This window comes from Pseudomonas shahriarae, from assembly GCF_014268455.2.
Lineage (GTDB): Bacteria > Pseudomonadota > Gammaproteobacteria > Pseudomonadales > Pseudomonadaceae > Aquipseudomonas > Aquipseudomonas shahriarae.
On the sequence record NZ_CP077085.1, the window covers coordinates 3,883,599 to 3,904,632 of the forward strand.

Sequence of the window (21,034 nt, forward strand, 5' to 3'; positions counted from 1 at the left end):
TTGAGCCTTACCCGCTCCCAGCCTTACAACCACCGCCAGAACCGCCCCCAGAACCCCCGCTCCAGATCCGCCTTGCACCCTGCATACTGGCGCGCATACAGATCGGAACGGGCCTTGACCTTGCCGGCTACCGGCAACAGCCACGCCTTGCTGGCATAGGTGCGGTTACGATAGCCGCCCCAGCCTTCGTGGTAGTTGAGGTACTGGCCATAGGCGTCGTATTTGTATACGCCGTTGATGCTGGCGGTCTTGTCCATGTACCAGCCGACAAAGTCGATCGCGTCGTCGAAGTCCTGGCGGCTGGCCCAGTTGCGGCCGGTGCTTTTCTGGTAGTCGCCCCACACTTCATCCTTGGCCTGGGCGTAGCCGGCAGCGGTGCTGACGCGGCCCCAGGGGATGATCCACAGCAGGTATTTGCGCGGAGTCTTGGCGTTCTGCCGGAAGCCCGATTCCTGATACATGATGGCGAACGGCACCTGGATCGGCACACCCCAGCGCTTCTGGGTGACTTTGGCTGCGTCGTACCAGTCGTCCTTTTCGCGGAAGATGCCGCAGATGTCGTCAGGGGTGCGTGGCGGCGAGGTACCGCACGCCGCCAACAGGGTGGTGAATAGCAGGAGGGCTGTGGTTTTTACCGGGGTCAAAAGCATACCTTTGCGTGAGCGCGAAAAAAGCCGACAGTTTACGCGCTCACGCAAGGTGTTGCGGTTACGAATCAATGGGCCTTGATCAAGCCACGGGCACTTTGCGGGTCGAAATGGCCAGGCGACCGATGCCAAAGCTCAATGCGGCACCCAGTACCAACATCAACAAGGTGCTCCACGCCGCGCGGGACAGTTGCTTGGCCGCCACTTCACCGGCCTCGCGGGCCTTTTGTTCGGCCTGGGCCTTGAGTTCCTCGACTTTCTGCACGGCCTGCTGATAGGCCTGGGCATAGTTCTCGACAATCTGGCTGGCCTCGGCCTGGCTCTTGCCAGTACGGGCGGCGACGATGTTCACCAGCGCCTCTTTGTCGGCCGCATTCAACGCCGGCTCACCAGAGGCTTTGACGCGCTCGAACCATTGCTTGAGTTCGCTCGCGGCCTGGGCCGGGTTGGTGGCGGCATCAGTGGCCGATTGCTGACCGTCTGCCGCTGCCTGGTTAGCTGTTTGCTCGACGTTAGCCGGATCCAGTTCAACCTTGCCGCTTTGCTTGAGCAAGGTGTCGAGTTCGCCCTGCAGGCTATCCCAATCCAAACTGATGCCCTTTTCGTCCAACTGCTGCTTGACGCTGTCGCTGATGCCGGGGGCCACGGCGGCAATGCCGCTACCGGCCGCCGACAGGCCTTTGCCTACGACATTGCCCGCGGCGCCGACCACGCTGGTGGCCAATGCTGCCAGCAGCCAGGTGGTGAGCAAGGTGGTGATGGTCCAGCTCAGGACACCATGCAGGCCGCCGCGATCCGGGGCTGTGCGGCCGGCGACAAAGGCGCCCACGCCAATCGCCAACAGCGTGGACACAAACAGCCAGATCCCGGCGCCAGTGCCAAAGCCGCTCAACGGGTTGCCTGCCGCCATGGGGTCGACCGCACTGGCGCCGATGGCGGTGCCCAGTACGCTGAGTACCAGGTAGGTCACCAGGGCAATTGCACTGCCGGCCAGTACCGAGCCCCAGGACACACGAAAAGGCGAGCGATGGGTTTCATAGAGGGAGGTCATAATCGTTCCTTGGACAAATGAGTAGACCTTCAGTTTGTCCAGGCCGACGCCTGCGGTCTCGGCACAAATGCACTAGGACGACTGGTGCATTCGCACCCCGTCAAGCTGAATCGGTCTGCACTATGCTCAAGGCCAGTTGTCGTACTCCACACAAGCCAGACATGCCCTGTTGCAGGCGCCGATGTCGTTATGTAGCCATTTTGGAGAAACCATGAGCCAGGCCGTTCTCGCCCAAGAAACCAATCGCCGCCAATTGCAGCAGATCATTTCCGGACTGTCCGATGGGGTGATTCTCGCCGAGATCGACCAGAGCATTCTCTGGGCCAACGAAGCCGCGCTGGCCATGCATGGCCTGGATGACATTGCCGGGCTCGGCGCCAACACCGCCGAATACGCCGAGCGCTTTGCCCTGCGCTACCGCAACAATCACCCGCTGCCCCTGGAAGCCTATCCGCTGAGCCGGGTGGCCAACGGCGAAGAGTTCAGTGATGTGGTGGTCGAAGTCACGCCCAGCGCCGACACCGACCGCACCTGGGTCCACCGCCTGCGCAGCCTGGCGCTCACCGACAGCGCCGGCAAGCCGGAACTGCTGGTGCTGATTTTGAGCGATGCCACCGAATGGGCCAGCGCCGAGCAGCGCTTTGAAAAGACCTTCAACGCCAACCCGGCGCCGGCGGTGATCTGCCGCTTGAGTGATCTGCGCTATATCAAGGTCAACCAGGGCTTCCTGGAGATGACCGGCTACAACCGCGACCAGGTGATCGGCCGTTCAGTGTACGAACTGGACGTGCTGGAACAGGCCGAGCGCAAGGAGCTGGCAATCCAGCGCCTGGGCGAAGGCGCGACCATCCCGCAGATGCAAGCCGAGCTGAAGCTGCCCGAAGGCGGCAGCAAGCTGGTGATTGTCGCCGGCCAGCCGCTGGATATGAACGATGAGGAATGCATGCTGTTTTCCTTCACTGACCTTGAGCCCCGGCGCAAGGCCGAAACCGCCCTGCGCCAGAGCGAGGAGCGGTTTGCCAAGTCCTTCCGCCTGACGCCGGTGCCGACCCTGGTGTGCGACGCGGACAATCAGCAGGTGGTGGACGTCAACGACGCGTTCATGAGCGTCACCGGCTACACCAGCGAAGAGTTGATTGGGAAGTCCATCAGCGATATCGACTTCATCGACAGCAAGGAGGCCTGCACGCAGTTGTTCGCCACTCTGGAAAAAGCCGGCAACCTCGACGGCCAGGACCTGAAAATCCGCAAGAAAGGCAATGAGGTGATTGATTGCGTGGTGTCGGCCGACACCGTGAGCATCCAGGACACGACCTGTTACCTGCTGGTGATGATGAATATCACCGAGCGCAAACGCTCGGAGCTGGAGTTGGTGTCGGCCATCGAGGAAGTGATGAAAGACGCGTCCTGGTTCAGCCAGACCCTGATCGAAAAACTGGCCAACGCCAAGAGCGTCAACAGCCCCAACCTGACGACCATCGCCTTTACCGACCTGACCGCCCGCGAGCGGGATGTGCTGGGGCTGATTTGTGAAGGCCTGGCCGACAAGGAAATCGCCTCGCGCTTGAAGCTGGCACCCAATACCGTGCGCAATCATGTGGCCACGGTGTACTCCAAGCTCAACGTGCACAGCCGCAGCGCCGCCATCGTCTGGGCCAGGGAACGCGGGTTGTTTGCCGGGGAACGGCGGGCAAAAAGTGCGAAATAAGGTGCAAATGCACTAGGGCGACCAGTGCAAATTCGCCTTATTGCCGGGCGATGGGCTGCTTAACCTTGAAGGGTAGGCACAGGGTTTGATGCCCTGTGTCATGGCGAGTTTTTTGCCCTTGAAGGAGGCAGCATGAACAGTGAACAAGTCACCGGCCGCGTGAAAAAAGCCGTGGGCAAGGCTCAGGACTTTCTCGGCGAAATGACCGACGACGAACAACTGCAGGCCCAGGGCGTAGCGCGCCAGGCGGCCGGCCAATTGCAACAGACCTATGGCGATGCGCTGGACACTGTTGGTGACTTTGCCCAGCGCAAGCCCCTGGCCACCGTGGCGATCGTTGCTGGCGTGGGCCTGGTGCTGGGCCTGTTGCTGCGTCGTCGTTGATGGGGGCTGGCATGTTTACCCTGGCCCAACTGCGTAATTGCATCGAAGAAGCCCTGTTGCCGCTGACCTGCGAATTCACCCTGTGCCGCGACTCGTCACTGACCTTGAAAGTGTTTGACGCCCAGAGCGGCCGCGTGGACCTGGTGGTCACCGGGATCAGCGTCAACAAACTCAAGACCCCGGAGGACGTCGCAACGATGGTCGAGGAACTGCGCTACGAATTGCACAGCAACACCGTGGGCGGCGCGCTCTCCATCTGACAACACCCCCTCTGTAGGGACGCCTACCCCTGTGGGAGCGGGCTTGCCCGCGATGGCGGTGAGACAGCCAACAGTGACTTGACTGACCCACCGCCATCGCGAGCAAGCTCGCTCCCACAGGGGCGCAGCTCCGCGCTTTGGCCTTGTCTACAACGGGCGTGGCTTCAACGATGCCCCTATAAAGTAGAACAGCCCCCCGGCCACGATAAACCCCGCCAACATGTAGAACATGTAGTGCGCCGGCAGGCTGGCCAGCACCAGGCCGCACAACACCGGCCCCAGTGCGGCGCCGAGGTTGGAGAGGTTTTGCGCACCGTAGTACATGCCGCGCAGGTGGTCAGGGGCGATGCGGTCGATAAACATGTATTCGGCGGGAAACACGATGATCTCCCCCACGGTGAAGATCGCCATCGACACCACCCACCACCACACGCTGGTGGACAGCGCAAAACCCATCACCCCTAGCATGAACATGCCCAGCCCGAAGATCAGCCAGCGGCTCAGGTGACGGTGGCTGATCTGCCGACCGATCACGTATTGCAGGGCGATGACCAGCAGGGCGTTGGTGGTCAGGATGGCGCTGATCACGGTGTAGGTGTATTCGGCGTCCGAGGTGGTCACCAGGTACTGCGACAGGTAGGCGGTGAACTGCCCGAATACCACGGCACTGAGCAGGCCGCCGAGGGTGAAGCACACCAGGCGATGATCGCGCAGCAATACCCGGCCCACCGCCAGGAACGGCACCGGTTTTTGCGCGGCGTCCACCGTGGCCAGGCTGCGGTCGCCCCAGCGCCAGTACAGCAGGAAGAACCCCATCCCCAGCAACACCGACAAGACAAACGGCAAGCTCATATCGACCTTGGCCACCATCGCCCCCAGAAACGGCCCTACCGCGTAGCCGATATTGGTCAGGGTGTACTTGATGGAAAACACTTCGCTGCGCGCATCGACCGGCAACAGGCTGGCAAAGCCGGCCTTGACCGCGACATCGATCACCGCATACGCCAAGTTGATCAGGATCAGGCAACTGTAGAAAAGCCATAGCTCGCGAGCCAGCAAGGTGCCGACGAATCCCAGGACGAACAGCAGGCTCAGGCCCAGCAACAGCCGGTAGCTATTGACCCGGTCCACGAGGAAACCGCCGTACACGCTCAACAGGGAACCGACGATCAACGAGCTGCCGATCACCAGGCCCACTTGGCTGATGCCCAGGGCGAAGTGACTGGACAGGTAGATCACCATGTACGGAAAGGTGATCGCCTTGGCCAGGGTCAATACCAGCGTGGCCGATAGCAGCAGGTTTACGCTGCGGGGGTAGTTTTTTATTGTTTTCAGCATCCTGCTCTCGTTTCCTGAAAAGAGTCGTAGCACACGCCATGACGGGCGCATTGCGCAGCTACCTTACCTCAGGATGAGCAGCAAAAAAGACTGTTTTATGCATTCGTGCATGCGATTTTTAAATGCGCGCAGCGAAGGGGGGGAAAAGCGGCATCAGCCCGTTTCCCCCCGCACCCGTTATTTGGCAGGGGTGATGTCGAGGATGGTGCCATTGGTGATTTTCACCAGCACATAACGATCATTGATCCGCGCCCACTGGCTGTCGTCGTGGGGCGGTTTCAGGCCGCGCTTTTTCCAGTCGCCCAGGGCCGACTCCTTGCGCACCAGGATATCCGGCGCACGGTCTCCGACTTTCAAGTCTCGGGTGTTGATGTTCGAAGGCTCCACGGTTTTCTGCGGATTGTCCTCGGCTTGCACGGTAACGCTGGCGGTGGACAGGCTGGCGGCAACCAGCAGGCTGGCAATCAGGGACGTTGCTTTCATGGGTATTCCTTCAGTAAATAATGCGTACCCAGGTTCCGACAGCAGGGCCCTGCAATCATTCACCCGCAATACAGCCACGGGTATCGGTGCCTGCTAATCTTGCGCCAGCCCTCCATCGAGTCCGAGAACAATGAAAACAGCCCTGACCCGAACCAAACTGCTGGCCAGCGCCCTGATCGTGATCGCCGTGATTGGCGGTGCCACTTATTACTTGCTGGACCGCCGCGCCACCCACGGCCTGCTTGACGGTCCCGAATACAGCGAAGCGCAACTCAATGAGGGCGGTGTGGATGGCATCCGGGACCTGCCGTTGCCAGAAGCAAAAAAACGCCTGAATTACCTGATCCTCGATATGCGCGACGGCATCAACCGCATCGCCATGCTCGAAAGCATGCGCCTGGAAGTCGGCCCGGCCACCGCTACACCAGGCGAACAGAAAGAGCTGAACTATGAGGAGCCGTTCGTGCCCTTCCCCGCCGCCGAACTGAAAGCGGCATTGACCGACCTCAAGCGCACACCGGGGCAGTTCCAGCAGTTGTTCTTCGACAATGCATCCGGGCTGAAACTGGAAGTCGAGGCGATTCGCGAGGTGCTCAAGCGCGGGGCCCTGCCCGATCAGCAGACCGAAGCCAGCTATCGCATCCAGACCCTGTACTTTCGCGACGGCTCGCAGCAGCCCTTCGCCGAGGTGGCGATCAAGGATGAGGACAGTGAGGAGCAGGACCAGGACACCACCCAGGCCGAACTCAAGCTCAACAAGCCCCTGGAACGCATCAGCCTGGCCCTGACGTATCAGGCCTACCCCGGCTTCAATAAAATCGTCCTGGACCGGGCCCACCCGAAAGCCACCGCCGAGGGTGGCGAGGTGTACCAACTGACCCATCTGGGCGACGCCAGCGCCTCCTTGCAACTGGCAACGCCGAAAAACAAATCCTATGTGATCCAGGGCCTGACGGCCGATGGCAAGACCCTGTACAGCGGCGGCAACAGCTCCAATTCCTCGCCCACCGCCGAACAAAAGGCCAACCTGCGGGCCTATTACAACGAACTGCTGCGTATGGAAGACAACTTCGCCGACTTCAAGAGTGCCGCGGCGGTGCAGGATCATCTGGAACAGTTCGCCAGCAACCTGCCCAGCTCCGACAGCGAGCTGAGTAACGTGCAGGCCACCTACCAATTCGAAGACACCCCCGCCAGCATCGTGATTTACGTGCTGGACCCGCTCCAACCCCAAACCCTTGATTGGGAAATGCACAGCAGCACCGCCCCTCGCGAGCGCTACATCGCCTACGACAGCGCCAGCGAAAGCAGCGGTTTTATCGACAGCAAGGGGCAATGGGTGGTGAAGCCGCGCTTCAAGCGCATTGATACCACCGAGATGCCCGGCGTGTACCACATCATGGTCGGCGAAAAATCTTCCGGCGAGGGCTGGAGCGAATTGCTGTTCAAATACTTTGCCTTTGTACCGGGTACGCAGACGTTGAAAGAACTGCCCTTCGAAATCATCGACAGCGCGGTCAACGACGACCTGATGATTGTCGAGCGTGAAACCAACGGCCCCTATGGGGTCTACGACGTGAAGAAGCTACAGGTCGTGGTGCCCATGAAGTACGTCAACCCCAGTGTGATCGGCAACGTGTTCATCGCCCGCCCTGGCGAGACCACCTATGGCTCGAACTCGTTGTACGGCGCCTGGAGCCTGAGCGGCAAGGAGCTGTTGGCACCGCGCTACTCCGCAATCAACGGCAGCGGCGAGTTTATCTACGCCACCTCCGCCGACCAGAAACAGACCGACGTCTACAACCTGCAGATGAAGAAACTCAACCCTCCCGGCGCGACCGTTTTCGGCCAGTTTGTCCAGGGCCAGCCCCTGCTGATCCAGGACCGTGGCAGCCGCAAATACAGCTTTATCAACGAACAGGGCAAGGCGCTGCCTTTGAGCCTGCCATTCGATGACGTCAACCCGTTCTCCAACGGCATGGCGGTGGTGCAAAAGGGCAGCCGCTATGGCGCCATTGATGTACACGGCAAACTGCGCGTGCCCGTGACCTACAGCAAACTCAACCCCTTCCAGAAGAACCTCGCCTCGGCAGAAATGGATGGGTTTGAAGGCTTGGTATTGATCGACAAAAACAACCGCGTGGTGAAAAAACTGGGGTCGTATACCCAGTACAGCTTCCCGTACAACAGCAACGAAGCGACCTATAGCATCTGGGATACCCAGGTGCCAAACCGGGTCAATGTGTTCGACGCCGATGGCAACCAGACCGATAGCTTCGAGCGCGAGTGAGGTGATACAGGCCCTTGCAGGAGCTGGCTGGCCGGCTCTTACAAGGGCTCTCTATTGCGCGCATGAAATTAATCCTGTAATTTTTCATGAAATTTTTAGATAAGAATTTCACGAAGCACCCATGGACAAACAAGAAGAACTGGACGCCCTGGCGATCCTGATTCACGACCTGCGCAAATACAAGAAGCTCACCCTGGCCCAACTGGCGCAGAAGATCGAGCGCTCCGTGGGGTTCCTGTCCCAGGTCGAGCGTGGCTTGTCGCGCCCCACCGTGGCGGACCTGACTGCCATCAGCCATGCGCTGGACGTACCCACCACCTACTTCTACAGCCTGTCCAAACCCAAGGCTGTGGCCTGGGTCACCCGCCCCAACGAGCGGCGCACGGTGTATTACGCCAACGGCATCACCGACATCCTCGTCTCCCCCAGCATGCAGGGGGCGTTTTCGATCCTCGACAGCCTGCTCGAACCCGGCGCCAACAGTGGCGAGCAGACCATGAGCGACCGCGCCGAGCAGGCCGGTTATGTACTCGAAGGCCACCTGACGCTGTGGGTCGAAGGCGAGGCCGACGCGGTGACTCTCGGCCCCGGCGACAGCTTTCACCTCGCCAGTTTTGCCCACTGCCGCTACGGCAACCTGACCGACCTGCCGGCCCGCGTGCTGTGGGTCTACAACTAAGGCACACCAAGGAGCGTCACCCGTGAAAAGCCATTCCTCCACGTTACTGGCCGAAGTACGGACCTTTCGCCAGAACCATCCGGATGTACGTTATGTCGACCTGATCGCCCTGGATATCCCAGGGCGTTTCTACGGCAAGCGCTACCCGGTTGAAATGTTGGAAAAAGTCGCCGCCGGCAGCCCCCTGAAGCTGCCGCAGAACGCCGTGCTGCTGGGCGCCCAGGGCGGTCTGTTCAAGATTGGCGACTACTGCTTCCATGACGGCGACCCCGACGCCAACCGCCGCCTGGTGCCCGGCACGCTCAAGCCGGTGAGCTGGGAAGCCCAGCCCCTGGGGCAAATGCTGATCACCTCCGACGGCACCGAGGCCCCCATCGAATTCGAACCCCGTGAAGTCCTGGCCAAAGTCCTGGAACGCCTGCACCGCAAGGGCATTCACCCGGTAGTGGCGTTTGAGCTGGAGTTCTACCTGTTCGATAAAAAGCTCAACGACGGCCTGCCGCAATTTGCCCGCGACCCGTTGAGCGACGACCCCGATGACCAACCGACCCTGCATATCGAGCGGCTGTCGCGTTTTGCGCCGGTGCTCGATGACATGGTGCAGACCGCCCAGGCCCAGGGGATCGACATTACGGTGGTCACTGCCGAACTGGGCCCCGGCCAGTTTGAAATCAACTTTGGTCACCTCGACGATGGCCTGCGCGCCGCCGACTGGGCCGCCCTGTTCTGCCGCAGTACCCGTGGCGTGGCGCTCAAGCATGGCTATCGCGCCAGTTTCATGGCCAAGCCCTACCTGCAACATCCGGGCAGTGGCATGCATGTGCATGTGAGCCTGTATGACGCCGCCGGCAACAACCTGCTGGCGGCGCACCAGCAACAGCCGTTGCGCCACGCGGTGGCGGGTTGCCTGGCACTGCTGCCGCACTGCATGCCGATTTTCTCGCCCAACCACAACGCCTTCCGCCGCCTGGGCGGCACGGTCAATGCGGCCACCAAGGCCTGCTGGGGCTATGAGGACCGTGACGCCTGCGTGCGCATTCCCGAGTCCGACCCGCGCAACCTGCGGATCGAACATCGGCTGGCCAGTGCCGACGCCAACCCGTACCTGGTGCTGGCGGCGATCCTGGTCGGGCTGGAGCACGGCCTGGACGCCGCGCAGGAGCCTATCGCACCGCTGAACGAAGACCGCACCAGCGGCCATGACTTCCCCCTGGAAATGCTCGAGGCGGTGCGCGCCATGCAGCAACAACCGGTCCTGCGCGAGGGCTTGGGTGCGGAGTTTGTCGACGTCTATTGCGAAAACAAACGCCAGGATCATCTGGCCTTCCAGCAGGAGATCAATGCGCGGGAATATCGCTGGTACCTGTAGATACCGAGCACCCTGCACATTCCTTGTGGGAGCTGGCTCCCACATTTTGAGCTTCGCGGCCTTGAGTAAGGTGCTACTTTGAAAAAGCCCGACCATCGCCCTCTCCTGCGGACTGCCCCATGACCGACCAAAGCGCCCCTGCCCTCAAGGAAATCTTCAACGTCGAACGCCTGCAACACATCGCCGATGAGATGAGCGCGGTGTACCCGCCCTTCGATGCCAAGGGCTTTCTCAAGCACGCCAAGCGTGACCTGGCCGGGTTGTCGGTCATGCAGCGCATGGCTCGGGTCAGTGAAAGCCTGCACGCAGTGATGCCCCTGGACTATCCGCAAACCCTCGAACATTTGTATGCCCTGGCCCCGCGCCTGAACAGTGGTTTTGTCAGCCTGTTCCTCGGGCATTATGTGGCCAGCTATGGCCTGGATGATTTCCAGCGCTCAATGGCGGCGCTCAAGTACTTCACCACATTTGGCTCTGCCGAATTTGCTGTGCGGGCCTTTCTGCTCAAGGATTTCCAACGCACCCTGGCGGTGATGCAGCAATGGTCGCTGGATGACAACGAGCACGTACGCCGCCTCGCCAGCGAGGGCTCGCGTCCGAGGTTGCCATGGTCGTTTCGCCTGGCCCAGGTGCAGGCCGATCCGCGCCTGTGTGCGTCGATCCTGGAGAACCTCAAGGCCGACAGCAGTCTGTATGTGCGCAAGTCCGTGGCCAACCACCTCAATGACATCACCAAGGACCATCCGGATTGGGTGCTGGATGTCATCGAAAGCTGGTCCCTGGACAACCCCCACACCGCCTGGATCGCCCGCCACGCCCTGCGCAGCCTGATCAAGCAGGGCAATACCCGCGCGCTGACGATCATGGGGGCCGGGGCGCGGGCCGAGGTGAAAATCCACCAGTTCAAGGTCGAGCCCCCGGTGATTCGCCTGGGTGAGCGGATCAACCTGTCGTTCAGCCTCGAATCCACCACCAGCGCCCCACAAAAACTGGTGGTGGACTACGCCATCGACTATGTAAAAAGCGCAGGCCATAGCGCCGCCAAAGTGTTCAAGCTCAAGGCTTTTACCCTCGGCGCGGGTGAACGGCATACGCTGCTGCGTGGCCAACATATCCGCGATATGACCACGCGCAAGCACTACCCCGGCCGGCATACGGTGCATGTGCTGGTGAACGGCGAACGCCTGGCCAGCAGCGACTTCGAGCTGCTCGACTGACCACCCTTACCAAGACGAAGGCTCTATCTCGGGCCTTTCAGCGATATTTATTGTCCGACAATACTGGTTTTTGGTGTTGCGATCCATTATCATCTGCCGCCTTCTTGGTACCCGCCAGGGTATCTGTGTCAATGTTCCACCTGAGGCGCCCATGCACCGTTTCTCGTTTTACTGCCCTTTGATTTGCGCCAGTCTGGGGCTTGTTTCGCACACTGCTCATGCCGCGTTGCAACCCATGGCCGAAGCTGCACTTGCCAACGAATCCGAGCTGCACTGCCACTTCAACCGTGATGCCAGCACCGATTGCACCACCACCTACCGCTACACCATTCTCAAGCCCAGCGGCCGGGAAATTTTGTCGCGAATCGACTTCAACTATGCCGAAGGCGATAGTTTTGAAGTGCTGCACGCCGAATCCACCCAGCCCGGCGGCAAGCCACAGCGGCTTGGCGAAGCACAGATCGACACGCGCACCGCGCCCAACCCTGACCAGGGGTTTTCCAGGCTGAAGCAAACGTCCCTGGCATTCCCCAACCTGCGGGTCGGCACGCAGATCCGCTACACCGTGCGCGAGCATCACCCCGCCAAGCCGCTGATGACCGAGTTCCACTACGCCCTGCAGTTCGGCCCCAGCAATGCGCGGCGCGACCGGCTCAAGGCGCGCTTCACCGCGGAACGGCCGATCGAGTGGCGCGCCGAGTTGATGGACGGCTTCACCATTACCCCCTCGGTCAATCGCAAGACCCTGGATATCGAGCAAAAGACGCCGACCTATCTCAACTACATCAACGAATCGGGCCACGCCTATATCCGCCTGATCCCACGGATCGAAGTGGGCAGCAGCCTCGATGTGCAAAAACATTTCGGCGGCTTTGCCCAGCGCTACAATCAGATCCTCGCGGCCAAGCTGCCGGCTGACAGTGCCGCCGCCGTAGCTGCGGTGAAGGGCTTGGACCCGGCGCAGCAAGTGGCCGGCCTGATGCAGCACATCAACGACCATTACCGTTACCTGGGTGACTGGCGTGCCACCGATCGCGGCTATGTGCCGTTTAACCTGGAGGAGATCGAACAGCACGGTTATGGCGACTGCAAGGACCTGTCCATCCTCCTCACCGCCATGCTCAAGGCCAGCGGGATCAAGGCCGAGACTGCCTGGGTCAGCCGTGGGGATGTGGTGGATTCGCTGCTGGTGCCGGGCACCGGTGCGCCCAACCATGCCATCGTGCGTGCCGAAGTGGCCGGCCAGGTGTGGTGGCTGGACCCGACCAACCCGGTGTTCGCTCCAGGCCAGACCCTGCCCGATATCCAGGACCGCTGGGTACTGGTCAACGATGCCCAGGGCCGGGTGCGTGAGGAACATATCCCCCTGGCACGCCCTGACACCAGCATCCGCCTGGACAAGCAGGTGCATTACGACAAACAGGGCAATGGCACGACCCGCGCCAGCGTCACCTTCAGCCGCCTGCCCCTGATGCAACTGAGCATGGCTGATCGCGAACAGGGGGCTACCGCCACCGACCAGAACATCTGCGACAACTTTGGCCGCGAGATCAGCGATTGCCAGGTCACCCGCCAGCCCACCGGGTTCGTGCAGCCCGACAGCTACACGGTCAAGGCCAGCATGACCGACCTGGGCGCCCTGGAAAAACTCGACGAAGGCTACGTCTACACCGACCAGTCGCTCAAAGAGAAATGGGACGGCCTGCTCAACTACCGCCGCAACGGGCAACGGGGCGACCTGTACATGGGCAACCCGGACACCGTCGACTACACCTTTACCTTGACCGGCGGGCAGATGGACAAGCCTGTTCAAGGCTGCAAGATCCACTCGCCGTGGTATGACCTGGAACTCGATGGCGAACAGCTCAAGGATGGCTTGCGCTACCACTACCGGTTGACCCAGAAAGTGCGCTGGTTGAGCCATGATGAAATCGTCAGCGCGCCATTTGAAAAGATGATCAACGATGCCCGTGCGTGTGGTGAACAGGTACACCAGACGGTGAAACTCTAAGCCCACACACAGTCCCATGTGGGAGCTGTCTCGCCCTGCGAGGCTGCGATGGCGGCAGGTCAGTCAACATCAATGCTGGCAGTACCGCCGCCATCGCAGCCTCGCTAGGGCTCGACAGCTCCCACATTTGATCTCTGTAGATCCCCCATGCCCTTCGCTACGCGCCCAACAGCAGCCCCTGCTCCTTGGCACACAACTCCACCACGTAATCCCACAACACCCGCAACCGCACCGACTTGTGCAATTCGCGGCGGGAGCTGATCCAGTAACTGCGCTGGATGCCCTCTTCCGGCAATAGCGGCACCAGGTCCGGGTCCCCGGCGGCGACAAAACACGGCAGCACGGCAATCCCCAACCCCGAGCGCGCCGCCTGGTGCTGGGCGATGACGCTGGTGCTGTGGAATACCACCCGGGGGTTGCGGCAAAAGCTGCTGAGGAGTTTCAGTTCCTGGCTGAACAGCAGGTCGTCGACGTAGTCGATCCACGCGTGGGCGGCCAGGTCTTCGCGTTTCTCGATGGCTGGCGAACGCGCCAGGTAGCTGCGGCTGGCATAGAGGGCCAGGCGGTAGTCGGTGAGTTTGCGCGTGACCAGTTGATCGACGCTGGGGCGCTCCAGGTGGATGCTGATCTCCGCCTCGCGGTTGAGGATGCTGACAAAACGCGGCACCGCCACCAGTTCCACTTCCAGCCCCGGATAACGCTCGAACAGGCCGCCCATGCGGCTGGCAAGGAACATCACCCCCAAGCCTTCGGCGACCCCCAGGCGAATCTTGCCCAGGGGCGCGGCGGAATGGGTCAGCTCTTCTTCGGCGAGCAGTGCAACGTTCTCCATGGCTTCGGCATGCTTGAGCAGTGCTTCGCCCGACGGCGTCAGTTCGTACCCCTGGGCATGCTGCACAAACAGCGCGGTGCCGAGGCTTTTCTCGATGGCCTCGATATGCCGGGCCACAGTGGCATGCGTGGTTTTCAGGCGCTGGGCGGCGGTGAGCAGGCGCCCGCTGCGCTGCAACTCAAGAAAATACCGCAGGTCATTCCAGTCGAACATGTCACCCCCCTCTCGGCCATGAGCGCAGCGCTGTTTAAAAACGCACAGCAGCTGGGTAAAAACTAACATTTTTAAGACGAAAACTAACAACTAGGATGGAGCCAATAAGAAAAACAAGCGAGACCCCAGATGACTATTGCACCTGCGCAATACGATTACGTGGTAGTAGGCGCCGGCCCTGCGGGCTGCCTGCTGGCCAATCGACTGTCCGCCAACCCTGCCCATCGTGTGCTGCTGCTTGAAGCGGGCGGGCGCGACAACTACCCCTGGATCCATATCCCCGTCGGCTACCTGTTCTGCATCGGCAACCCGCGCACCGACTGGTGCTTCAAGACCGAAACCCAACCCGGCCTGCAAGGTCGTGCCCTGAGCTATCCACGGGGCAAGGTGCTGGGCGGCTGCTCGTCGATCAACGGCATGATCTACATGCGCGGCCAGGCCAACGACTACGATGGCTGGGCCGCCGAAGGCAACCCCGGCTGGGCCTGGGACGATGTATTGCCGCTGTTCAAGCAAAGCGAAAACCATTTTGCCGGTGCCTCGCCCCTGCATGGCGACAGCGGCGAGTGGCGCGTGGAGCAACAGCGCCTGCACTGGCCGATCCTCGATGCCTTCCGCGAAGCCGCCAAGCAAAGTGGCATCGCCAGCATCGACGACTTCAACCAGGGCGATAACGAAGGGTGTGGCTACTTCCAGGTCAACCAGAAAGGCGGCGTACGCTGGAATGCGGCCAAGGCGTTTCTCAAGCCCATCCGCCAGCGCGCCAACCTCACGGTGCTCACCGGCGTGGAAGTCGACCGTGTACTCCTGGAAAACGGCCGTGCCAGTGCGGTGGTGGGCCGCCAGCTAGGGCAAGTAGTGACCTGGAAAGCCCATAAGGAAATCATCCTGTGCGCCGGGGCGGTGGGTTCGCCCGGCATCCTGCAGCGCTCCGGGATAGGGCCTTCGAGCATCCTCAAGCCCTTGGGCATCGAGGTCCTGCACGAACTGCCAGGGGTCGGTGGCAATCTGCAGGACCACCTGCAACTGCGGCTGATCTACAAGCTGGAAAACGCCCGCACCCTGAACCAGATCGCCGGCTCCGTGTGGGGCAAGATGGGCATGGGCCTGCAATACCTGTATGACCGCAGCGGCCCGCTGTCCATGGCGCCCAGCCAGCTCGGCGCCTTCGCCCGCTCGGGGCCGGAACAGACTTCGGCCAACCTCGAATACCACGTGCAACCACTGTCGCTGGAACGCTTTGGCGAACCGCTGCACGCGTTCCCGGCATTTACTGCGTCGGTTTGCGACTTGCGCCCGCAGAGTCGCGGACGCATTGATATCCGCTCGGCCGATCCCGCGACGCCGCCATTGATCCAGCCCAACTACCTGAGCCATCCCGAAGACTTGCGCGTGGCCGCCGATGCCATTCGCCTGACCCGGCGCATTGTCGGCGCCCAGGCCCTGCGCCCCTTCAACCCGGTGGAATACCTGCCCGGTGAGGCCTTGCAAAGCGATGAACAATTGCAAGAGGCGGCGGCGCGGATCGGCACCACGATTTTTCACCCGGTCGGCACCTGCCGCATGGGCCAGGATAAAGACGCGGTGGTCGATGCCCAGTTACGCGTGCACGGCGTGCCCGGCCTGCGCATCGCCGATGCCTCGATCATGCCGCGCATCACCTCCGGCAATACCTGCTCACCCACCCTGATGATCGCGGAAAAAGCCGCGCAACTGATTCTGTCCCCTCAAACAAGGAACCTCACCCCCGAAAGAGAACAGACAACACCGGCATGACCTGTAGGCGCGAGTTTGCTCGCACCTACAGGACAAGAGCGGCGCTGAAGTTGGCGCCGACAGTGGAACAACAATAAATAATCACTGTGAGGGCTACCCCATGTCAGAACGTGCTCAACCCCTGGACGCCATGCCTGGCGCCACTGTCAGCAGCAAGGAGTCGCAAAAGGTCATCTTCGCCTCGTCCCTGGGGACGGTGTTCGAGTGGTATGACTTTTTCCTCTATGGCGCCCTCGCGGCGGTGATCAGCAAGCAATTTTTTGCCGGGGTCAACGACACCACGGCCTTTATCTTCGCCCTGATGGCCTTTGCCGCCGGCTTTGTGGTGCGGCCGTTCGGCGCGCTGGTGTTCGGCCGCCTGGGGGACATGATCGGACGCAAGTACACCTTCCTCGCCACCATCGTCCTGATGGGCGTGGCAACCTTCTGTGTGGGCCTGTTGCCCACCTACGCCAGCATCGGCATCGCCGCGCCGATCATCCTGGTGGTGCTGCGCATGCTCCAGGGCCTGGCCCTGGGCGGTGAATACGGCGGCGCCGCGACCTATGTCGCCGAGCACGCCCCCGCCGGCAAACGCGGCTTCCACACCAGCTGGATTCAATCCACCGCGACCCTCGGCCTGTTGCTGTCGTTGCTGGTGGTACTGGCTTGCCGTTATTTCACGGGCGATCAGTTTGAAGTCTGGGGCTGGCGCCTGCCGTTCCTGCTGTCCATCGTGCTGCTGGGGATTTCCACCTGGATCCGCTTGAGCCTGCACGAATCCCCCGCGTTCCTGAAAATGAAAGAGGAAGGCAAGGCCAGCAAAGCGCCGATCCGCGAGTCGTTCGGTAACTGGCAAAACCTCAAGGTGGTGTTGATTGCGCTGTTCAGTATCAACGCCGGCCAGGCCGTGACCTTCTACGCCGCGCAATTCTATGTACTGTTCTTCCTGACCCAGTTCCTGAAGATGGACCCGGCCCTGGCCAATATGCTGCTGATCATCAGCGTGGTGATTGGCGCGCCGTTCTTTATCTTCTTCGGCTGGCTCTCGGACAAATGGGGGCGCAAGCCAGTACTGATGGTCGGCCTGCTGCTGGCCACCGCGCTGTACTTCCCGATCTTCAAGGGCCTGGCCCACTACACCAACCCGGCGATGGACCAGGCTAGCCGCCAGGCCCCGATCACCGTGCTGGCAGACCCGGCCACCTGCACCTTCCAGTTCGACCCGGTGGGCAAGGCGCGGTTTGACAGCCCATGCGACAAGGTCAAGACCTTCCTGGTCAAACAGGGCCTGCCCTACAGCAGCGAAGCCGCACCTGCCGGCAGCGCGGTGCAAGTCAGCATCGGCGATGTGCGCATCGACGGCTACGACGAAGACGCCCTGCGCGGCGCCGTGACCCTGGCCGGCTACCCGAAATCGGCAGACGTGGCCCAGGTCAACAAAACCATGGTGGTGGTGTTGATCGTCGCGCTGATCCTGATCGCCGCAATGTGCTACGGCCCACTCGCCGCACTGATGGTGGAACTGTTTCCGACGCGTATCCGCTACACCTCCATGTCCCTGCCCTACCACATCGGTAACGGCTGGTTTGGCGGGTTCCTGCCGACCGTGTCGTTTGCCTTGGTGGTGTACACCGGCGATATCTTCTACGGGCTGTGGTACCCGGTGGTGATTACCGGGGTGAGCCTGATCGTCGGGCTGCTGTGCCTGAAGGAAACCAAGAACGTGGATCTGGATAAAAACTAATATCCCGCAAACCCTGTAAATCCCTTGTGGGAGCGGGCTTGCCCGCGATAGCGGTGGGTCAGTCAATGAATGTACTGACTGGCACACCCCCTATCGCGGGCAAGCCCGCTCCCACACTGGTTTCCCGCCGCCCACACAAATTGCTGTATATCCATCCAGATAAAGGTTGCTCAATTGCCTTCTTTTGCCCATCCTTCGCCCATTCAACTGTGTAACGAATGGGCTGAGCATGCGGCTGTTCCTCTGTGAAAAACCCTCCCAGGCCAAGGATATCGCGGCCGTGCTCGGCGCCCGGCGCCGGGGCGACGGTTGCTGGCTGGGCACGGACGTCACCGTTACCTGGTGCATCGGCCACCTGTTGGAAACCGCCCCGCCCGATGCCTACGACGCCAAGTACAAGCGCTGGGTGCTGGCCGACCTGCCCATCGTCCCGGAAAAATGGAAGATGACGGTCAAGCCCAAGACCGCCAGCCAGTACAAGGCGGTCAAGCGCCTACTGGGGGAAGCCCGGGAACTGGTGATTGCCACCGATGCCGACCGCGAGGGCGAGATGATCGCCCGCGAACTGGTGGAGCATTGCCGCTATCGCGGGCCGATCCAGCGCCTGTGGCTGTCGGCGCTCGACGATGCCTCGATCCGCAAGGCCCTGGCATCGTTGAAGCCTGGCGCAGACACCTTCAGCCTCTACCATTCGGCCCTGGGCCGCTCCCGTGCCGACTGGCTGATCGGCATGAACATGAGCCGCCTGTTTACCCTGCTCGGCCGTCAGTCCGGCTATCAAGGTGTATTGCCCGTTGGGCGGGTGCAAACCCCGACCCTGCGCCTGGTGGTGGACCGCGACCGCAGCATTGCCGACTTCGTCCCGGTGGCTTACTGGGCCATTGATGTTGAGTTGCTGCACCAGCAGATGCGTTTTATCGCGCAATGGCGCGCCGCCGACGATATCTGTGACGACCAGGGCCGTTGCCTCAACCCGGAGCGGGCACAACACGCGGCGACGGCGATGAGCAACGCGGCCAGCGCACGCCTGGTGAAGCTGCGCACCGAACGCATGCGCGAAGTGGCACCCCTGCCCTTTGACCTGGGCACCCTGCAGGAAATCTGCTCGAAGAAACTCGGGCTCGGCGCCCAGGAAACCCTGGATATCGCCCAGTCCCTCTACGAAACCCATAAGGTCATCACCTACCCGCGCAGCGACTGCGGTTACCTGCCCGTGAGCCAGCATGGCGACGCGGCGACGATTCTCGCGGCACTGGGCCGCGCCGACCCGGCGGTGAGCGCGTTGATGCCACACCTCGATGCGCAGCGCCGCTCCCGCGCCTGGAACGACGCCAAGGTCAGCGCCCACCACGGCATTATTCCTACCGGCGCCGGCAAAGATCTTGCGCAGTTGACCGGCAAACACCGCGCCGTCTACACCTTGGTCCGCGCCCGATACCTGGCGCAGTTCCTGCCCAATCACGAATACGACCGCACCCAGGCGGACTTCGACTGTGCCGGCGAAGCCTTGCGCGCCGTAGGTAAAGTGGTGGTGGAACCCGGCTGGAAGCGTGCGTTGCCCGAAGCGCTGGCCCCGAGCCAAGGCCGTGAGGCGCCGGCGCCGCAGCCTTTGCCGGCGCTGGTGCAGGGCCAGGATTACGCTGTGGCCAAGGTCAACCTCAAGGACCTGTGGACCCAGCCACCCAAGCCCTTTACCGAAGGCGACCTGATCAAGGCGATGAAAAACGTCGCCAAACTGGTGCAAGACCCGCTGCTCAAACAAAAGCTAAAGGACACCACCGGCATCGGTACCGAGGCGACTCGGGCCGGGATCATCCAGGGCCTGCTGGACCGTGGTTACTTGGTGAAAACCGGCAAGGCGCTGTCTGCCACACCGGCGGCCTTCAGCCTGATCGACGCGGTACCCAGGGCGATTGCCGATCCCGGCACCACCGCCATCTGGGAGCAGGCCCTGGACATGGTGCAGAGCGGTGAGATGAGCCTGGAAGAGTTCGTCGCCAAACAGGCCGCCTGGATGAGCAAGCAAGTGGCCCGCTGCAATGGTATGCAAATGACCATCAGCGGCCCGGCCAGCCCGGCAGGTCGTGGTGCCACCCCCTGGAAAAACAAACGCAAGCCGGCCAAGCCCAAGACCGCCGCCAGCCCGAAACGGGCGGTAAAACCGGCAAACAAGGGCTGAAATTGCAAAAAAAGTCAGGTAATGACGCTTTTCAAGCGGATATACGCCGCTTTGGCTCTTGCCCTGGCGCCAGCGGTCGAGGATTCTGTAGGCACTGCCTAATAACAAAACCGGGGTGGACACCATGAAGACCGTCGCACAACTGCTCAAGTCCAAGGACCAGAAGAATCAGGAAGTCCATACCATCCAGTGGAATCACACCGTGTTTGAAGCGTTGGTGGTGATGGCAGCGAAGAACGTCGGCGCCTTGCCGGTAGTCAAGGACGGCAAGGTCGTCGGCATCATCAGTGAGCGCGACTACGCGCGCAAACTGATTCTCCATGGACTGTCCTCGACGACCACCCAGGTCCACCAGGTGATGAGTTCCCCGGCAATCACCGTGGACACCCACAAAAGCGTCGAAGATTGCATGGGCATCATGACTGACGGCCACCTGCGCCACCTGCCAGTGGTGGAAGACGGAGAACTGCTGGGCCTGCTGTCCATCGGTGACCTGGTCAAGGAAGCCATCGCCGAGCAGGCGGCACTGATCCAGCAACTGGAACAGTACATCCGCGGCGAATAGCATTCCCCTAAGCACCACAAATCCAATGTGGGAGCTGGCTTGCCAGCTCCCACAGCAGCGCCCCCCCCCGACTCCCCGGCACAAAAAGTGACGCCCAAGTCACCTTTCCCCAGCCCCCCCTCTCTTCTGCAGAAAATATGTAGTGAGCAAAAATAATCACTACATAACCGTTGACGTAACCATTTTGAGCTTGCATGATTCAAGCGTCTCCCGGATCGGGAGTGTTGGTAACAAGCGTTTTGAACAAGCTCGTCTGACCGCCGAGCTGTTTTTCCGGATGTGCACTGCCCACAAGGCAGATTGATG

Annotated in this window: 17 protein-coding genes; 12 read left to right on the forward strand and 5 right to left on the reverse strand. The window is 61.3% G+C overall.

The genetic code is table 11. The features are described 5' to 3' along the window. Positions 1-23: 23 nt before the first annotated feature. A complete protein-coding gene (locus HU773_RS17155) occupies positions 24-644 on the reverse strand; it encodes a transglycosylase SLT domain-containing protein (protein ID WP_225923796.1) in 621 nt (206 codons plus the stop codon). A gap of 85 nt (positions 645-729) precedes the next feature. Further along, on the reverse strand, positions 730-1,698 hold the full coding sequence (locus tag HU773_RS17160; RefSeq protein WP_057959125.1) for a hypothetical protein: 969 nt from the start codon (positions 1,696-1,698) through the stop codon (positions 730-732). A 211-nt stretch (positions 1,699-1,909) separates the two neighbouring features. On the opposite strand from HU773_RS17160, the gene HU773_RS17165 reads away from it, so the two are divergent. The 3 genes from HU773_RS17165 to HU773_RS17175 all read left to right on the forward strand — a co-directional run bounded on the left by HU773_RS17165 (position 1,910) and on the right by HU773_RS17175 (position 4,050). Next, positions 1,910-3,406, forward strand: a complete 1,497-nt coding sequence (locus HU773_RS17165; RefSeq protein WP_057439433.1) for a PAS domain S-box protein — start codon at positions 1,910-1,912, stop codon at positions 3,404-3,406. A gap of 132 nt (positions 3,407-3,538) precedes the next feature. Next, positions 3,539-3,790, forward strand: coding sequence for a CsbD family protein (locus HU773_RS17170; protein ID WP_057439434.1), 252 nt, complete (start codon positions 3,539-3,541; stop codon positions 3,788-3,790). Positions 3,791-3,801: 11 nt separating this feature from the next. Then, the gene (locus HU773_RS17175) at positions 3,802-4,050 is read left to right on the forward strand and encodes a DUF1652 domain-containing protein (protein WP_057439435.1); all 249 of its coding nucleotides are present in this window, start codon (positions 3,802-3,804) and stop codon (positions 4,048-4,050) included. A 147-nt stretch (positions 4,051-4,197) separates the two neighbouring features. On the opposite strand, the gene HU773_RS17180 is transcribed toward HU773_RS17175, so the two are convergent. Together HU773_RS17180 and HU773_RS17185 are read right to left on the reverse strand one after the other, a co-directional pair. After that, positions 4,198-5,388, reverse strand: a complete 1,191-nt coding sequence (locus HU773_RS17180; protein WP_057959124.1) for an MFS transporter — start codon at positions 5,386-5,388, stop codon at positions 4,198-4,200. A gap of 177 nt (positions 5,389-5,565) precedes the next feature. Then, positions 5,566-5,871, reverse strand: coding sequence for an RcnB family protein (locus HU773_RS17185; RefSeq protein ID WP_057959123.1), 306 nt, complete (start codon positions 5,869-5,871; stop codon positions 5,566-5,568). A 130-nt stretch (positions 5,872-6,001) separates the two neighbouring features. Between HU773_RS17185 and HU773_RS17190 the strand changes: the two genes are divergently transcribed. The 5 genes from HU773_RS17190 to HU773_RS17210 all read left to right on the forward strand — a co-directional run bounded on the left by HU773_RS17190 (position 6,002) and on the right by HU773_RS17210 (position 13,437). Continuing rightward, positions 6,002-8,161 (forward strand): WG repeat-containing protein, encoded by a 2,160-nt coding sequence (locus tag HU773_RS17190; protein WP_169990471.1) that lies wholly within the window; start codon positions 6,002-6,004, stop codon positions 8,159-8,161. 121 nt (positions 8,162-8,282) lie between these two features. Beyond that, positions 8,283-8,840 carry a helix-turn-helix domain-containing protein gene (locus HU773_RS17195; RefSeq protein WP_057959121.1) on the forward strand — a complete coding sequence of 186 codons (558 nt, stop codon included), beginning with the start codon at positions 8,283-8,285 and terminating at the stop codon, positions 8,838-8,840. A 22-nt stretch (positions 8,841-8,862) separates the two neighbouring features. After that, the gene (locus HU773_RS17200) at positions 8,863-10,209 is read left to right on the forward strand and encodes a glutamine synthetase family protein (protein ID WP_186626207.1); all 1,347 of its coding nucleotides are present in this window, start codon (positions 8,863-8,865) and stop codon (positions 10,207-10,209) included. 119 nt (positions 10,210-10,328) lie between these two features. Then, positions 10,329-11,426, forward strand: coding sequence for a DNA alkylation repair protein (locus tag HU773_RS17205; RefSeq protein WP_169990473.1), 1,098 nt, complete (start codon positions 10,329-10,331; stop codon positions 11,424-11,426). A gap of 151 nt (positions 11,427-11,577) precedes the next feature. Then, on the forward strand, positions 11,578-13,437 hold the full coding sequence (locus tag HU773_RS17210; RefSeq protein ID WP_186626208.1) for a DUF3857 domain-containing transglutaminase family protein: 1,860 nt from the start codon (positions 11,578-11,580) through the stop codon (positions 13,435-13,437). Between the two features lie 157 nt (positions 13,438-13,594). Here the strand turns inward: HU773_RS17210 and HU773_RS17215 are convergent, their stop codons facing one another. Then, positions 13,595-14,482, reverse strand: coding sequence for a LysR family transcriptional regulator (locus tag HU773_RS17215; RefSeq protein WP_057439441.1), 888 nt, complete (start codon positions 14,480-14,482; stop codon positions 13,595-13,597). Positions 14,483-14,611: 129 nt separating this feature from the next. Here HU773_RS17215 and HU773_RS17220 point away from each other — a divergent pair, with 129 nt between their 5' ends. The 4 genes from HU773_RS17220 (at position 14,612) to HU773_RS17235 (ending at position 20,728) form a co-directional block, all read left to right on the forward strand. Further along, entirely contained in the window at positions 14,612-16,258 is a 1,647-nt protein-coding gene (locus tag HU773_RS17220; RefSeq protein WP_120733546.1) for a GMC family oxidoreductase, read from the forward strand. Between the two features lie 100 nt (positions 16,259-16,358). Next, positions 16,359-17,984 carry an MFS transporter gene (locus HU773_RS17225; RefSeq protein ID WP_057439443.1) on the forward strand — a complete coding sequence of 542 codons (1,626 nt, stop codon included), beginning with the start codon at positions 16,359-16,361 and terminating at the stop codon, positions 17,982-17,984. Between the two features lie 229 nt (positions 17,985-18,213). Beyond that, the gene (locus tag HU773_RS17230) at positions 18,214-20,163 is read left to right on the forward strand and encodes a DNA topoisomerase III (RefSeq protein ID WP_186626209.1); all 1,950 of its coding nucleotides are present in this window, start codon (positions 18,214-18,216) and stop codon (positions 20,161-20,163) included. Positions 20,164-20,287: 124 nt separating this feature from the next. Continuing rightward, entirely contained in the window at positions 20,288-20,728 is a 441-nt protein-coding gene (locus tag HU773_RS17235; RefSeq protein WP_057439480.1) for a CBS domain-containing protein, read from the forward strand. The last annotated feature ends 306 nt before the right edge of the window (positions 20,729-21,034 follow it).